Source organism: Acinetobacter radioresistens DSM 6976 = NBRC 102413 = CIP 103788 (assembly GCF_006757745.1).
Lineage (GTDB): Bacteria > Pseudomonadota > Gammaproteobacteria > Pseudomonadales > Moraxellaceae > Acinetobacter > Acinetobacter radioresistens.
On sequence record NZ_AP019740.1, the window covers coordinates 247,921 to 265,396 of the forward strand.

Here is a 17,476-nt window from a genome sequence, read left to right on the forward strand (position 1 = left end):
CTGCGTAATTCCTTCTGAGCCCGTTCTGCAGGCGGGCTTGGTTTACTTTCCGAGGACTCCAGATGGCATACTCATATACCGAAAAGAAACGGATCCGTAAGAATTTTGGTAAATTGCCCCAAGTCATGGAAGCACCGTACCTGTTGTCTATTCAAGTCGACTCGTACCGTACTTTCCTGCAAGACGGCAAAACTCCAAAAAACCGCGAAGATATCGGTCTCCAAGCCGCATTTCGTTCAGTTTTTCCTATAGAAAGTTATTCTGGCAATGCTGCTTTAGAATTTGTTGAGTATAGCCTTGGTAAACCCGAGTTTGATGTCCGCGAATGTATTCTTCGTGGCTCAACCTATGCGGCACCAATGCGCGTAAAGATTCGTCTGATCATTAAAGATCGCGAAACGAAATCAATCAAAGATGTTCGTGAACAAGAAGTCTATATGGGTGAAATTCCACTCATGACTGAAAATGGTACCTTTGTCATCAATGGTACCGAGCGTGTAATCGTATCTCAGTTACATCGTTCACCGGGTGTATTCTTTGACCATGACAAAGGTAAAACCCACTCAAGCGGTAAAGTGTTGTATTCAGCACGTATTATTCCTTACCGTGGTTCATGGCTTGATTTTGAGTTTGATGCCAAAGACCTGGTATATGTACGTATCGACCGTCGTCGTAAATTACTTGCTACTGTAGTTATGCGTGCACTGGGCTATAACAATGAACAGATTCTGGATCTGTTCTATGAGAAAGTCCCTGTGTATCTGGATATGGGCAGTTATCAGATTGATCTCGTGCCTGAACGCCTGCGTGGTGAAATGGCGCAGTTCGATATTGCTGACAATGATGGCAAAGTGATTGTTGAGCAGGGTAAACGTATCAATGCACGTCATGTACGTCAAATGGAAGCTTCTGGCCTGACTAAACTGCCAGTTCCTGATGAGTACCTGTACGAACGGATTACTGCTGAAGATATTAGCCTGAAATCAGGCGATGTAATTGCTGCGAATACCTTGCTGAGCCATGAAATCATGGTGAAGATTGCTGAAGGTGGCGTGAAGCAGTTTAATATCTTGTATACCAATGATATTGACCGTGGTTCATTCGTGGCAGATACCTTACGTGCAGATACAACAAGTGGCCGTGAAGAAGCCCTGGTTGAGATCTATAAGGTAATGCGTCCAGGCGAGCCGCCAACAAAAGAAGCTGCTGAGAACCTGTTCAATAACCTGTTCTTCTCTTCTGAGCGTTATGACCTGTCACCTGTTGGTCGTATGAAGTTCAACCGTCGTTTAGGTCGCCCATACGAAGTAGGAACTGACCAGAAGTCACGTGAAGTTGAAGGTATTCTCTCGAATGAAGATATCATCGATGTATTACGTACTTTAGTTGAAATTCGTAACGGTAAGGGTGAGGTCGATGATATTGACCATTTGGGTAACCGTCGTGTCCGTTCTGTAGGTGAAATGACTGAGAACCAGTTCCGTGTAGGTCTGGTCCGTGTTGAACGTGCAGTTAAAGAGCGTCTGTCACAGGCAGAAACTGACAACCTGTCTCCACAGGACCTGATCAATGCTAAACCGGTAGCTGCTGCAATCAAAGAATTCTTTGGTTCAAGCCAGTTGTCCCAGTTTATGGATCAGAATAACCCGCTATCTGAAATTACACATAAGCGTCGTGTATCGGCACTTGGACCAGGCGGTTTGACCCGTGAGCGCGCAGGCTTTGAGGTGCGTGACGTACACCAGACCCACTATGGTCGTGTGTGTCCGATTGAAACCCCTGAAGGACCAAACATCGGTCTGATTAACTCGCTGTCTGTATACGCAAAAACCAATGAATTTGGTTTCTTGGAAACGCCTTACCGTAAAGTGGTAGATGGCCGTGTAACAGATGAAGTTGAATATCTGTCTGCAATTGAAGAAGTAGGAACTGTGATTGCTCAGGCCGACTCTGCACTCGATAAAGATGGTTATTTAACCGAAGAGCTGGTTTCTGTACGTTACCAGGGCGAATTTGTGCGTATGGCTCCAGAGCGTATTACGCATATGGATGTTTCTGCACAGCAGGTAGTTTCTGTAGCGGCATCTCTGATTCCATTCCTTGAGCACGATGATGCCAACCGTGCATTGATGGGTTCAAACATGCAGCGTCAGGCTGTACCGACACTGATTGCGGACAAACCGCTAGTAGGGACAGGTATGGAAGCGAATGTTGCACGTGACTCAGGTGTATGTGTAATTGCAAAACGTGGCGGTACCATTGAATTCGTAGATGCGTCACGTGTAGTTATTCGTGTTAACGAAGACGAGATGATTGCGGGTGAAGCGGGTGTAGATATCTATAACCTGATCAAATACACACGTTCAAACCAGAATACCTGTATTAACCAGAAAGTTCTGGTGAATCTGGGTGATAAAGTTGGTCGTGGTGATGTACTGGCTGATGGCCCGTCTACGGATGGTGGTGAATTAGCACTTGGTCAGAACATGCGTGTTGCATTCATGACTTGGAATGGTTACAACTACGAAGACTCAATCCTGCTTTCTGAACGTGTACTTCAGGAAGACCGTTTAACTTCTATTCACATTCAGGAATTGTCATGTGTAGCACGTGATACCAAACTGGGTGCAGAAGAAATTACTGCGGATATTCCAAACGTAGGTGAAGCTGCGCTTTCTAAACTGGATGAATCCGGTATTGTTTATATCGGTGCAGAAGTAACGGCTGGCGATATTCTGGTTGGTAAAGTGACACCTAAAGGTGAAACTCAGCTCACACCTGAAGAAAAACTGCTTCGCGCTATCTTCGGTGAGAAAGCAGCTGATGTAAAAGATTCATCTTTACGTGTTCCATCAGGTACCAAAGGTACGGTAATTGACGTCCAGGTGTTTACACGTGATGGTCTGGAAAAAGATGACCGTGCACTGGCGATTGAGAAAGCACAACTTGACGCTTATCGTAAAGATTTGAAAGAAGAATATAAAATCTTTGAAGAAGCGGCTCGTGAACGTATTGTACGTTTGCTGAAAGATCAGGTGTCTAACGGCGGTGGAAATACTAAACGTGGTGAGAAACTGTCTGAAGAATTGCTATCTGGCCTTGAACTGATTGATCTGCTCGAAATCCAGCCAAGCGATGAAGCGATTGCTGAACGTTTAACCCAGATCCAGGTGTTCTTGAAAGAGAAAAGCACCGAGATTGACGAGAAGTTTGCCGAGAAGAAACGCAAGCTTTCTACGGGTGATGAGCTGACTCATGGCGTATTGAAAGTTGTGAAGGTTTATCTAGCAGTTAAACGTCGTATCCAGCCGGGTGATAAAATGGCGGGTCGTCACGGGAACAAGGGTGTGGTATCACAAATCCTGCCTGTAGAAGACATGCCACATGATGCCAATGGTGTTCCGGTTGATGTGGTATTAAACCCGCTAGGTGTACCATCACGTATGAACGTGGGACAGATTCTGGAAACACATTTGGGTCTTGCTGCAAAAGGTTTAGGTGAGCAGATCGACAAGATGCTTAAACAGCAGCGTGCTATTGTTGAACTGCGTGATTTTCTTGATAAGATTTACAATAAAGTCGGTGGTGAGCAAGAACAGCTTGATACACTGACTGATGATGAAATCTTGAAACTTGCAGGAAACCTCAGCAAGGGTGTGCCACTGGCAACTCCAGTATTTGATGGTGCCGAAGAAGGCCAGATCAAAGAGTTACTTGAACTTGCAGAACTGCCACGTTCTGGCCAGCAGATCCTGTTTGATGGACGTACAGGCGAACAGTTTGACCGTCCGGTAACTGTAGGTTACATGTATATGCTTAAACTCAACCACTTGGTGGATGACAAGATGCATGCGCGTTCTACCGGTTCTTACTCTCTTGTAACGCAACAGCCGCTTGGTGGTAAAGCACAATTCGGTGGTCAGCGTTTCGGTGAGATGGAAGTCTGGGCACTTGAAGCTTACGGTGCAGCATATACTCTTCAAGAGATGCTGACCGTGAAGTCGGATGACGTTGAAGGCCGTACCCGCATCTATAAGAATATTGTAGATGGAAACCATTATATGGATCCGGGCATGCCTGAATCGTTCAACGTATTGACCAAAGAGATCCGTTCTTTAGGTATCAACATTGAACTGAAAAATGGTGACTAAGGTCTAGGACCCTTCACCTTTTCAGGTAAAAACAATATTTGTGACCCAGCCGGGCGGGCAATGTGCCCCCCGGTACACGGAGAAAAAAATTGAAAGACTTGCTCGATATCATGCGTAAGAAAACGGATTCAGACGGTCATGCACCGGTTGAATTTGACCGTATCCGTATTGGTCTTGCGTCACCAGAAATGATTAAGTCATGGTCTCACGGCGAAGTGAAAAAGCCTGAGACAATTAATTATCGTACCTTTAAACCGGAGCGCGACGGTTTATTCTGTGCCAAAATTTTTGGTCCAGTAAAAGATTACGAATGCTTGTGTGGTAAATACAAGCGTATGAAGTACAAAGGCGTCATCTGTGAAAAATGTGGCGTTGAAGTAACAACTGCGAAAGTTCGTCGTGAACGTATGGGTCACATCGAGCTTGCCTCTCCAGTGGCACACATTTGGTTCCTGAAATCATTGCCGAGCCGTATTGGTCTGCTTCTTGACATGACCTTGCGTGATATTGAACGTGTACTGTATTTCGAATCTTATGTAGTGACTGATCCGGGTATGACTCCGTTTGAGAAATACCAGTTGCTTACTGATGAAGAATACTACAACGCACTTGAAGAACACGGTGATGAATTCACCGCAAAAATGGGTGCGGAAGCTGTTCAAGACCTGTTAAAAGATATCGATCTTGAAGCAGAAATCTCTCGTTTGCGTGAAGAAATTCCACAAACTACGTCTGAGACCAAGCTCAAGAAAGCATCAAAACGTCTTAAACTGATGGAAGCTTTTAAAGAGTCGAACAATAAGCCGGAATGGATGGTGATGAATGTACTGCCAGTACTTCCACCAGATCTTCGTCCGTTAGTTCCACTTGAGGGCGGCCGTTTTGCGACTTCTGATCTGAATGATCTTTACCGTCGTGTGATCAACCGTAACAACCGCTTAAAACGTCTTCTTGACCTGGCTGCTCCAGATATTATCGTACGTAATGAAAAACGTATGCTTCAAGAATCTGTAGATGCATTGCTGGATAATGGACGTCGTGGTCGTGCCATTACTGGTTCTAACAAACGTCCTTTAAAATCTTTGGCAGACATGATCAAAGGTAAGCAAGGTCGTTTCCGTCAGAACTTGCTGGGTAAACGTGTTGACTATTCTGGCCGTTCAGTAATTACGGTAGGGCCGTCTCTACGTCTGCATCAGTGTGGTCTGCCTAAGAAAATGGCACTTGAACTGTTCAAGCCATTTATTTTTGCAAAACTGCAGGCTTCAGGCCAAGCAACCACCATTAAAGCTGCCAAGAAAATGGTTGAGCGCGAAACTCCAGAAGTTTGGGATGTTCTTGCTCACGTTATCCGTCAGCACCCGGTTATGCTAAACCGTGCGCCAACACTTCACCGTCTGGGTCTTCAAGCGTTTGAACCGATCCTGATTGAAGGTAAGGCAATCCGTCTGCATCCACTGGTATGTACCGCATTTAACGCCGACTTTGACGGTGACCAAATGGCTGTACACGTACCATTGACGCTTGAAGCCCAGCTTGAAGCACGTGCACTGATGATGTCGACTAATAACATCCTGTCTCCTGCGAACGGTGAACCTATCATTGTGCCGTCTCAGGACGTGGTCTTAGGTCTTTACTACATCACCCGTGATGCAGTGAATGCCAAAGGTGAAGGCATGGTGTTTGCTGATACGCATGAGGTAAACCGTGCACTGGCTACCGGTCAGGTAGCGATGCATGCCCGCGTAAAAGCACGTGTACACCAGACCATTATCAATGAAAATGGTGAGCGCGAGCAGCAGACAATCATTGTACAGACCACGCCAGGCCGCTGCCTGCTATGGGAAGTTGTGCCGGAAGGTTTAAGCTTCGAGCAGATCAATGTAGAGATGACCAAGAAAAATATCTCGAAACTGATTAACTCTTGCTACCGTAAGCTGGGCCTGAAAGATACTGTTATTTTTGCTGACCAGTTAATGTACTTGGGCTTCCGTCAAGCGACTCGCTCTGGTGTATCTGTTGGTATGGAAGACATGGTTATTCCGCCACAGAAACAGGCAATTATTGACAAGGCGGAAACTGAGGTTCGTGAAATTGAACAGCAGTTTGAACAGGGCTTTGTTACCGCAGGTGAGCGTTATAACAAAGTAGTGGATATCTGGGCACGTACTAATGACCAGGTTGCAAAAGCGATGATGGATAACCTGTCATTTGTAAGTGTAACCAACCGTGAAGGCCAGGAAGAAAAGCAGAAATCATTTAACTCGATTTATATGATGTCTGACTCTGGTGCGCGTGGTAGTGCAGCACAGATTCGTCAGCTCGCAGGTATGCGTGGTCTGATGGCGAAACCGGATGGTTCGATCATTGAAACGCCGATTAAAGCGAACTTCCGTGAAGGTTTGACTGTACTTCAGTACTTCATCTCGACTCACGGTGCACGTAAAGGTCTGGCCGATACTGCATTGAAAACTGCGAACTCGGGTTACCTGACGCGTCGTCTGGTTGACGTAGCGCAAGATTTGGTCATTACTGAGCCGGATTGTGGCACTGTGGGTGGCTTGACGATGACTCCACTCATTCAGGGTGGTGACGTGATCGAGCCGTTACGTGATCGTGTACTAGGCCGTGTGATTGCTGAAGATGTGATCCGTCCAGGCAGTGAAGAGGTTCTCTTCCCGCGTAATACGTTAATTGACGAAAAAATTGCTACTCAGCTTGAAGAAGCAGGTATCGATGAAATCCGTGTACGTTCAGTGATCAGCTGTGACTCGGCATTTGGTGTATGTGCAAAATGTTATGGTCGTGACCTTGCACGTGGTCATCTGGTGAATCCAGGTGAATCTGTTGGTGTTATGGCAGCGCAATCGATTGGTGAGCCAGGTACACAGTTAACCATGCGTACCTTCCACGTGGGTGGTGCTGCAAGCCGAACTTCTGCTGCAAACAGTGTTCAGGTACGTAATAAAGGTACTGTACGTTTCCATAATGTGAAAACTGTACAGCATGCTAAAGGCCACTTGGTTTCAGTTTCCCGTTCGGGTGAAGTTGGTATTGCTGATGAGCTGGGTCGTGAGCGTGAACGTTACAAACTGCCGTATGGTGCAAGCATTCTGCTGAAAGAAGGTGAAGCTGTAGAAGCTGGTGGTATTGTGGCAACTTGGGATCCGCATACCCATCCGCTGGTAACAGAAGTGGCTGGTAAGGCGCGTTTCTCGCAAATTACTGATGGTGTGACTGCAACATCGAAAACAGATGATGCAACAGGTATGACTACTGTTGAGATTCTGCCAGTGACTGCTCGTCCTGCATCAGGTAAAGATTTGCGTCCAGCGATCGTACTTGATACAGCAGATGGCAGTGAACAGTTCTACTTCCTGCCACAGAACACGATTGTGACTGTACGCAGCGGTGAAACAATTGGCGTAGGTGATGTTATTGGCCGTGTACCACAGGAATCTTCACGTACTCGTGATATTACCGGTGGTCTGCCACGTGTTGCCGACCTGTTTGAAGCACGTAAGCCAAAAGAGCATGCGATCTTGGCAGAAGTATCAGGCGTAGTAAGCTTCGGTAAAGAAACCAAAGGTAAAAACCGTCTGGTAATTACTCCGGATGATGGTGCTGAAGTTTATGAAGAGCTGATTCCTAAATGGCGTCAGATCAACGTGTTCGAAGGTGAGCATGTGAATCGTGGTGAAGTCATTTCTGATGGTCCACAAAATCCACATGATATCTTGCGTTTGAAAGGCGAAGTGGCATTGACCAACTACATCGTGAACGAAGTTCAGGACGTTTACCGTCTTCAGGGTGTAAAAATCAATGACAAGCATATTGAAGTCATCGTACGTCAAATGCTGCGTAAGGTTGAAATCACTGATGGTGGTGATTCAAGCTTCATTAAAGGTGAACAAGTGGATTATATCCGCGTGGTTCAAGAGAACCAGGCAGTTCTGTCTCAGAACAAGTTCCCTGCGAAGTTTGAACGTCAACTGATGGGTATTACCAAAGCATCATTGTCGACTGACTCCTTCATTTCTGCTGCATCGTTCCAGGAAACCACTCGTGTGTTAACTGAAGCAGCTGTAACAGGTAAGGAAGATGATCTGCGCGGCCTGAAAGAAAACGTGGTAGTAGGCCGTCTGATTCCGGCAGGAACAGGCTTGGCTTATCACTTGGAGCGTCGTCGTCAGGAAGCAGAAGCTGCAGAATTCGCTTTGGCTAATGACTTCTCTGAAGTAGATCAGGCATTTTCTCAAGCACTGAATGAAGAGCTTTAAGTTCTAGAATTTAAAAAAAAGCACCTAAGGGTGCTTTTTTTATAGCTGCGAAATGATATTTCTTGATAAATCATACCTGATAAAGTGCATGAGTTTTTTACATAAATTACTGAATACTTACTTAGTTCATAACATATTCATCAGAATTGCTGCATAAATTTAAACTAAGCTAATAAAGCATAGAAGCAGGGGATAATAACCATGAAAAAATTAGTTAGCGTATTGGCAGTGACCACTGCATCAGTATTTATGTTGGCAGGTTGTGAAAACATGTCACCTCGTGAGCAGCGCATTGGTGCGGCGGCTTTAGGTGGTGCGGTAGGTGGTGGAGCAGGGAATGCAGTAGGCGGTAAAGTCGGTGCTGGTTTAGGTGCAGCGGCTGGCGCAGGCGTAGGTACTAATTCTCAAGGTGGCACGCGCGGCAGTACCACAGGTAGTGCAATTGGTGCAGGTCTGGGAGCAGTCGTTGGTGAAGCAGTCATTGGTGGTAATGCTGGCGCTGCAATTGGTGGGGCGCTTGGTGGTGGCGCCGGTGTAGTTATCCAGGAAAGACGTCGCTAACAGCACAGAAAAAATAAGCGCTAGATGCGCTTATTTTTTTGCATAGATTAAATTTGAGTATAGGGTTTAATCAGCGTTTTAGATTTTTTACGGCGGATATATAAGGTTTTTTGCACTTCAGCAATTCTGACGCCTTGATCATCCAGAATATTTAAGGTGTAGTGACGAAGGACAGGTTCATAATTGTGGGCCAGCCTTCTGATTTCTTCAAGTTCTTCCTGGCTTAGACGTATATCGGCATATACAGTGCTGCGTCCTGGCGAAAGGAAACTGATAGAGGCTGCTTTATCCCATACAATATATTTATTGCCTAAGTGGTGCATAAGCATGAGCATATAAAATGGGTCGACCATGGAATAAAGGCTACCACCGAAATGAGTTCCTACGATATTCTGGTTTTTACGAGTCAGTGGCATTTTAACCCGGATATGATAATTGGGCAGATCAATCTGATCGATCATAATTCCGGCACCGCGATAAGGGGAATAGCGGTTAATCATGAATTTGGACACTGCAGGAATATTCTGGAGTTTCTTTAAAAGATTCATACGGACCTATAATTTTTGTCTTTATAAAATAATATTAAGTTAACTAAGATAAACTCGCATTGATCATATACTGTTCTCATCTAAATAAATGGTCAATCTATATAAATTTGCAACCAGATTAGTTAAATTATCAATAAAAACTCTAGAGTAAATAAATTCAAAATAACTATAAATATTTGAAAAATATTGACTAAATTTGGTTCTTATCTGCATGGTCCCTATGAGTTTTCTATAGCAGCGGATAGTAAGCTTGCGACTGAAAAAATTCTGTTAAAATGAGGCACTTTTTGTTTCTTCATTAAATTCATGAACGCAGTCGTAATCGCAATTGCCGTGATGTTTATTTTATCCATCGCGCGAGTTTCTGTTGTTTTGACACTAGTCATTTCAGCAATGATTGGGGGCCTGGTTGCTGGTTTAAGCCTATCTGATACAGTAAGTGCATTTAATGCAGGCTTGGGTGATGGTGCCGAAGTAGCACTCGCTTATGCGGTATTAGGTGCTTTTGCCCTGGCTTTATCTAAATCAGGTTTACCAGATTTACTGGCACATAAACTGATCGGCTTGCTCGGAGCAGAAGTCTCTCAGGCACGTGCTAAGAAAGTAAAGTTTTTGCTGTTAGGAATATTACTAATTTCAGCTATCTGTTCTCAAAACCTGATTCCAGTTCATATCGCTTTTATTCCGGTCTTGGTTCCGCCTTTACTTAAGGTCATGAATCATCTTAATCTGGATCGTCGAGCAGCTGCTTGTGTCTTAACACTAGGTTTAGTGGGGACTTATATCTTCCTGCCAGTCGGTTTTGGGGCGATTTTCCTTGAGCAGATTCTCATGGGAAATATTAACAAGATTGGGGCTGCTTATAATCTGCATGTGGACCGCTGGATGATGCCTATGGGTATGGCTATTCCTGTATTAGGTATGCTTCTTGGTACTTTAGTGGCTGTATTCATCAGTTACCGTAAACCACGCCATTACATAGATAAAGCGGTCACCCGTGTCACCACTATTGATTTAGATAAACCTGTTCGCATTGGTGAAGTAAAACTTGAGGAAGATGCCAAAGAATTGCAGCAGGTTGCGAGTGAAGCTCCAGTTATTTCAAAGAAAACCATGATCATGGCTTTTCTGGCAATTGCATTAACTCTGGCTGCTCAACTCTATTCAGGTTCAATGATTCTGGGTGGTCTAGTCGGTTTTGCAGTACTTTCTGCTTCAGGTATCTTTAAGTGGCAAGATGCTGATGACGTATTTGTACAGGGTATGCGCATGATGGCCTTGGTCGGCTTTATCATGATCTCGGCTGCTGGTTTTGCTTCAGTGATGACCCATACCGGTGACATTAATAGTCTGGTTAATGGGGTTGTGCATCTAATTGGAGATAACCATGCACTGGCTGCATTTCTTATGCTGTTTATCGGCCTATTTGTCACCATTGGTATTGGTTCATCGTTCTCGAGTGTGCCAGTACTGGCAGTAATTTATGTTCCGCTATGTGTACAGTTCGGTTTTAGTCCTTTAGCCACAGTTGCATTGATTGGTACAGCGGCTGCTCTAGGTGATGCCGGTTCTCCTGCTTCAGATTCCACTTTAGGGCCTACTGCCGGTTTGGGAATAGATGGTCAGCATGATCACATTTGGGATACAGTGATACCTACATTTATCCATTTTAATATTCCGCTGCTTATCTTCGGCTGGATTGCTGCGATGGTACTTTAAATCCATCTGGTTATTAGCTTCTTTCAAGGCTCCGATTTATCCTCTTAAGCTCATCTTAAAAATGAGCTGTTTAAAGAGAAAATCTAGAGCCTATTTTATTTTAATATAAAGTTAAAATTAAAATAAATCCGATTAAATTAATATGAATAATTAAGCCTATAAATAATTATATTGATAATATATATTTTAAATAAACTATATTGTATTACTCGGATTAATATTTTTTCTTTTAATTTAAAACCTAGTATTTTAGTAAATTTAAAATAAAAACATTATAAATCAATGGAATGTAAATAAAATAAAATTTATATTATTTATGCTATTGCATATTATTAATACACACGATTATTATAAAAATGTTAATTGTTGAGGTGATTTAAATATGTTAAAAAATATACTTGTTTTTGCTTTGCTGGGATTATCTACTTCTGTGTTTGCTGGGGACTGGCAAGTGAAAATGGGCGCTAGTGTATTGGCTCCTCAAAATGATGATAATGGGACGATTGCAAACACAACAGCAACCGTGAGCAATGAAATTGGTTTTACTCCATCGGTAGAATATTTCTTTGCAGATTCCCCTTTTTCTGTAGAACTTCTGCTTGCTACACCATTTAAACATGATGTTATTCTGGAAAATGTAGGGGAAGCCAGTTTTAAACATTTACCACCAACGCTTACTGCAAAATATAATTTCAAGAATGCCAGCCGTTTTACACCTTATGTTGGCATCGGTGCCACAGTAGCCGTGCCATGGGATGAAAAACTCAAAGGTTCTGATGCAAAACTTGAAGCTGATGTGACCTATGGTGTAGCCGGACAGGTGGGCTTTAATTTCCAGCCTGCTGATGCACAAAACTGGGGAGTATTTGTCGATGTACGTTATGCACAGGTTGAATCTGACTTGAGTTTAAATGGTACAGATATTGGTACGCTGGATATTAATCCGTGGGTTTATACACTCGGCTATAGCTATAAATTCTAAATTTTTGAAATATGTAAAACCCATATACCCAGACAGGACGTCAGGGTATAACACAATAAAAAGATTAAAAATCATTCAGAGCTTTTATTCATTTTATTCTTATTAAAAATCACTGCCCCTAATCTATAGAGTTTCTTTTTAATCCGGTTTTAAATTAATTTCAGATAAGAGGCGGTTAAATTGAAATATGTGATTGCAGTCTGACTATTTTTAGAAATATCAGTTTTACACTACTGCCATAGTTCTTTTTATGAAAAAACTCAGACTTCAAGTGAGCCTATCATCTGCCAATACCAGACTCTACCTGATGCGAATAATAAAATAGCGATAATTTATTCTGTTGTGAAGCAGTGAGTACTGATGGCTATTCCTGCCATTATTTAGAAACAATAGGTGAAATAGTTGTATCTGCGTGACCAGTATGTTGCCTCTATCGCATGCTTTCAGGACGTATACAAGTTACAGCAACCGGAGGGCTACAGATTATAGTCATACCCACAAAGACCTTTTTAAAATAAAAATATTTACCCGGATCTATTGAAAAATATAAGCCACACTCCATTGATAAGGCATTCAATAAAAATGACTGCTTATCTGAAGGAGTGAATCATGAGTGAACAAAGCACATCACAAAACTATAGCTTTCAGGCTGAAGTAGCCCAGTTATTACATCTGGTTACTCATTCTCTCTATTCCAATCCTGAAATTTTTCTTCGCGAACTGATCTCTAACGCATCAGATGCCTGTGACAAGTTGCGTTTTGAAGGTATCAACCATCCTGAATATTATGAAAACGATCCAGATCTGCATGTACGTATCAGTTTGGATAAAGACAATAAAACCATAACCATTTCTGATAACGGTATCGGTCTGAGTCAGCAGGAAGCGATTGATAATCTGGGTACGATTGCCAAATCAGGTACGAAAGACTTTATGTCTAAACTGACAGGCGATCAAAAATCTGATGCTCAGCTGATTGGACAGTTCGGTGTCGGTTTTTATTCGGGTTTCATTGTAGCAGACAAGATTACAGTAGAATCGCGCCGTGCTGGTGCCGAAGCAAATGAAGGCGTACGCTGGATTAGCGGTGGTACTGGTGAATTTGAAGTTCAGCAAATTGAAAAAGTATCTCGCGGTACAGATATTATTCTGCATTTGCGTGAAGATGCGTTGCAGTATCTGGAAAGCTATAAAGTTAAACAGATTGTGAATAAATACTCTGACCATATCAGCCTGCCAATACAGATGCAAAAAGAAGTCTGGCAGGAAGAAGAAGCGACCGAAGGTGAAGAAGCCAAGGGTGGCAAGATGGTCAAAACTGATGAATGGGAAGTTATCAACTCAGCCAGCGCACTTTGGACCCGTAATAAAAACGAGATTACCGAAGAGCAATATATCGAATTTTATAAAAATTTAACGCATGACTTTGAAGCTCCTTTAGCATGGGCACATAACCGGGTTGAAGGCAGTACCGAATATACCCAGTTGTTATATGTACCGAGTAAAGCACCACATGATATTTTCACTCGTGAGGCCAAAGCTGGTATCAAGCTCTATGTAAAGCGTGTCTTTATTATGGACGATGCAGATAACCTGATTCCAAATTATCTGCGTTTTGTACAGGGCGTGGTAGATAGTGCTGACCTTCCATTAAACGTGAGTCGTGAATTGCTACAGGAAAGCCGTGATGTTAAAACCATCCGCGAAGGCAATGCGCGCCGTATTTTGACCATGCTTGATGCCTTGGCTAAATCTGAAGATGAAAAAGACCAGGAAAAATTTAAGCAGTTCTATACTGAGTTTGGTGCAGTGCTGAAAGAGGGCTTAGGAGAAGATTTCAGCAATCGTGAGCGTATTCTTAAACTATTACGCTATGCAACTTCAAACAATGATGAAATCACCACTTCTCTGACAGATTATAAAGCACGCATGAAGGATGGTCAGAAGGCAATTTATTATGTTACTGCCGATAGTCTAACTGCTGCCAAAAACTCACCTCAGCTGGAATTATTCAAAAAGAAAGGAATTGAAGTTCTGCTGATGTCTGAGCGTGTTGATGAATGGGCTATGAACTTTGTAAATGAGTTCGATGGTATGCCGATGCAGAATATCTCCAAAGGGGCAGTGGACTTGGGTGATCTTCAGGATGCAGAAGAGAAGAAAGCTCTTGAACAAGCACAGGAACAGCTTAAGCCGGTAGTAGAAAAGCTGAGTGGAGCCTTGAAAGATAAAACCAAAGAAGTCCGTGTAACTACGCGTCTGGTTGATTCACCGGCCTGTTTGGTTACAGCTGAAGGTGAGCTTTCTCCGCAACTTATTCGTATGCTGAAACAGGCTGGGCAGCCTATTCCAGAGAGCAAACCAATTCTGGAAATTAACCCTGAACATCCGCTGGTACAAAAGCTTGAAAATACTGAGCAGTTTGATGAATTGGCAAACGTAATCTTTGATCAGGCCATGATTGCAGAAGGGGGCTTACCGGAAGACCCGGCAGCCTATCTAAAACGTATCAACAGTTTATTACTGAAATAAAATTTTTATAAAAAAGCCTCCTTTGGGAGGCTTTTTTATATGGTGTGGTTATAAATCTATTTATAAACTTTCATTCAGCTTAGGCTTAAATAAATAATCTATAAAATCAATTCAAATTATAGAATTAATAGGGGTAATATAATTTTAGTGATTACCTTATCATCTTAGCCACACTAATATCTATTAATATGACTAAAAAACTAAACCTTTAAGTTCTATAAACTGGATATTTAAATAAGTTTCTATGAAGACTCATAATATTGGAATACACTCCTATATATAGCAGCGTATTATATTTAATGACTCCTGTAGACCTATACAATATCTTTCTACCTATTAATTTACTGTTAAATTAAAAAATTGCTTCCAGACGGACCAGTGTACTTAAGTAATGACTCCGGTCTTCACGTTGATCATTTTGATAATTCAGGTCTCCCTGTACATAGAACCATTCACGCCAAAGCGGTTGACGCCATGAAATAAAGGGCCCCCAACTGTTTAAACGCAGGTCGCTATTATTATAAAAACCGCCCGTATAAAGACCATAGTTAAAACGGTTTCCGGCAAAGAACTGGTGTTCGCGATAGGCCCGGTTGTCCCAAGTGAGGTCATCATCCTGTTCATCGGCATAGACCAGTGAAAACTGGTTAGCAAGCACAGGTTGCTCTGGACGGGCATGCACCAGTTCCAGATTGGTCCTTAAATAATTTTCACTGTCGATACCATAACGATAGATTTGTTCAGCATGGAAAGTAAAATCATTACGCAGTTGCCAATCACGTTCGGCCTTTATCCGCGCATAGATATCATCACCTGAGCGGATACCTAAGTCAGCATCAATTTCAAAGGGTAGGCGCTTGGCAAAATTCGACCAGCGTAAAGCAAGAGAAGAATTTTCTTCACGGGTACGACGCGTATCAAGAGATTTACCCGGCTCATTACGGTTTTCATTACTAATTGCGACATTATTACGAATCTCGTTATCAAGAGATTCATCACCAAATACAATGCTTAAACGTTTTTCCAAGGTGGGCAAATTAATTTTACCCCGAATACGCGGTTTAATTTCATAGCCATCATGTTTATCCCAGCGGTTATCAATTAAAATTCGTAGTGTTGCATCTGCTGGTTTGTTTGGATCTGTCTCACCAAACCAGTTATCAATTTTATTTGAAGATCTATCAGCCCAGTTGCGGATCTGACGTTGTTTGCGGTCGGCCCAACTTTTGTCTTCAGTTACCTCGGTTGGAGGCACAATAGGTTCATCAGACTGCTTGGGTAATAGAGTAGGCGTTTTATCTACCCATGATGGGATATAGTCCAGCCATTCTGGTCCCCGCTCTTCAACAGGCAAGTCAGGTTCATTATCCTGACTTTTATCGCCTAGATAATTGGCGTAGGGAAGAGTGGCTGTTTTAGTTTCAGCAAAGCTATATGCACTACCTAATGCCCCAGCCGCAAAGATTAGCCCTTGTAAAAATAAATTTAAAACCTTAAGTTTTTTCATTGTAAAATCATTATTGTTACATTTGTCGGCTAACACTTTTGTTGATTTGTCCTATAAATGCAAGATATAGCTACAAAATAAAAAAAAATCCTTTATTCTTTTAACGTTAGAGCATTTAGACTAATTTATATGTTATAGACTCTTAAATTAAGCCCATTTTATGAGCCTATAAGCTGGCAGTATAGAACGCTAAATCTAAAGACGCTTATAAAAAAAGAGCCAATAATATGGCTCTCTTTAAAAATTTTCTAATAACTAGACAGCAGACTTCTTAAACCATTGAAAAAAGCCTTTTCTAGGTGAGCTTTCAGCAATTGTTTTTTCTTTCATTTTTTCTAATTGTTCTTGAGCCGCCGCTCTCTGTTTTTCCTGTTCTGTTTTGCTCAAAGGAGCTTGTGCTTCTTGCTTGCTACTTTCAACCGAAAGTTCAGATTTGGCCGCTGAACGGGTTTTATTCTGTAGTTGATTATCGGATACCTTGCCTTCTGTTGTTATGGGCTGAGTATTCATAGCTTCGCCTGCAGCCAATACCTGTCCCGATACCATAATTATGGCAACAGCAACTACAGATTTCATAAAGCCCATGAAAAAATTCCTTCATTAAAAAAAACGGTCTGTATAAGAGTGACTATCTTAACAGTAAGGTTTATTTTAATACTTCATTATCTGAATTGCTGTTTTAAAAAGCCGCAACTTTATAAAATTGTCTAAAAAACGGACATTAATTACATTTGCTCTACAGATGCTGATGTTAACTATGTTCGCGTGAGAAGTTATATAAAAATCAAACTGCTCAAAAAATGGCTAACTAGATAAAAAGAACTCCTCATGGGGGGATGAGGAGTAGGAAAGAGATACAGCTGATTTTAAATTATTATTCAGTTCACAGAATTAAGAGTGAGATAGTTTCATCTTGCAGCGACGGTCATACATTTTACCTGCAATACCACCAATAATCGCACCACTAAATGTGCCAAATACAGGTAATACACTACCGGCTACAGCACCAATCATTACACCTTTAACTGTAGGGGAAAAACGTGATTTTTTGCCAGCAGATGTGTCATAGCCAGATTTGCCTTTATTATTTGTTTGACCACCAGCGTTATCCATCATATGAGTTACTTTATCTTTAACCATATTGGTTACACCACCATGCTCTGCTGCATCTTTATTGATCTTCTCTAGGCTATCTT

Annotated in this window: 10 protein-coding genes; 6 read left to right on the forward strand and 4 right to left on the reverse strand. The window is 42.3% G+C overall.

Annotated elements, in window-relative coordinates; all coding sequences use genetic code 11:
• The first annotated feature begins 62 nt into the window (after positions 1-62).
• The 3 genes from rpoB (at position 63) to ACRAD_RS01205 (ending at position 8,992) form a co-directional block, all read left to right on the forward strand.
• Positions 63-4,151 carry a DNA-directed RNA polymerase subunit beta gene (rpoB, locus tag ACRAD_RS01195; protein ID WP_005023022.1) on the forward strand — a complete coding sequence of 1,363 codons (4,089 nt, stop codon included), beginning with the start codon at positions 63-65 and terminating at the stop codon, positions 4,149-4,151.
• Between the two features lie 89 nt (positions 4,152-4,240).
• Positions 4,241-8,431, forward strand: a complete 4,191-nt coding sequence (rpoC, locus tag ACRAD_RS01200; RefSeq protein ID WP_005023025.1) for a DNA-directed RNA polymerase subunit beta' — start codon at positions 4,241-4,243, stop codon at positions 8,429-8,431.
• A 201-nt stretch (positions 8,432-8,632) separates the two neighbouring features.
• Positions 8,633-8,992 carry a hypothetical protein gene (locus tag ACRAD_RS01205; protein ID WP_005017055.1) on the forward strand — a complete coding sequence of 120 codons (360 nt, stop codon included), beginning with the start codon at positions 8,633-8,635 and terminating at the stop codon, positions 8,990-8,992.
• A gap of 47 nt (positions 8,993-9,039) precedes the next feature.
• On the opposite strand, the gene ACRAD_RS01210 is transcribed toward ACRAD_RS01205, so the two are convergent.
• Positions 9,040-9,540, reverse strand: coding sequence for a DUF4442 domain-containing protein (locus ACRAD_RS01210; RefSeq protein ID WP_005017053.1), 501 nt, complete (start codon positions 9,538-9,540; stop codon positions 9,040-9,042).
• Positions 9,541-9,846: 306 nt separating this feature from the next.
• Here ACRAD_RS01210 and ACRAD_RS01215 point away from each other — a divergent pair, with 306 nt between their 5' ends.
• From ACRAD_RS01215 to htpG, 3 genes are all read left to right on the forward strand, one after another.
• The gene (locus ACRAD_RS01215; protein WP_005017052.1) at positions 9,847-11,259 is read left to right on the forward strand and encodes a Na+/H+ antiporter family protein; all 1,413 of its coding nucleotides are present in this window, start codon (positions 9,847-9,849) and stop codon (positions 11,257-11,259) included.
• 382 nt (positions 11,260-11,641) lie between these two features.
• Entirely contained in the window at positions 11,642-12,241 is a 600-nt protein-coding gene (locus ACRAD_RS01220; protein WP_005017049.1) for an OmpW/AlkL family protein, read from the forward strand.
• A 609-nt stretch (positions 12,242-12,850) separates the two neighbouring features.
• Complete coding sequence (gene htpG / locus ACRAD_RS01225) at positions 12,851-14,773, forward strand: molecular chaperone HtpG (protein WP_005023027.1); 1,923 nt, start codon at positions 12,851-12,853, stop codon at positions 14,771-14,773.
• Positions 14,774-15,125: 352 nt separating this feature from the next.
• Here htpG and ACRAD_RS01230 read toward each other — a convergent pair whose 3' ends face one another.
• The 3 genes from ACRAD_RS01230 to ACRAD_RS16715 all read right to left on the reverse strand — a co-directional run bounded on the left by ACRAD_RS01230 (position 15,126) and on the right by ACRAD_RS16715 (position 17,393).
• Complete coding sequence (locus tag ACRAD_RS01230) at positions 15,126-16,280, reverse strand: hypothetical protein (RefSeq protein WP_016801146.1); 1,155 nt, start codon at positions 16,278-16,280, stop codon at positions 15,126-15,128.
• A 255-nt stretch (positions 16,281-16,535) separates the two neighbouring features.
• A complete protein-coding gene (locus ACRAD_RS01235) occupies positions 16,536-16,865 on the reverse strand; it encodes a hypothetical protein (RefSeq protein WP_005023032.1) in 330 nt (109 codons plus the stop codon).
• 306 nt (positions 16,866-17,171) lie between these two features.
• On the reverse strand, positions 17,172-17,393 hold the full coding sequence (locus tag ACRAD_RS16715) for a hypothetical protein (RefSeq protein WP_392388351.1): 222 nt from the start codon (positions 17,391-17,393) through the stop codon (positions 17,172-17,174).
• Positions 17,394-17,476: the final 83 nt, after the last annotated feature.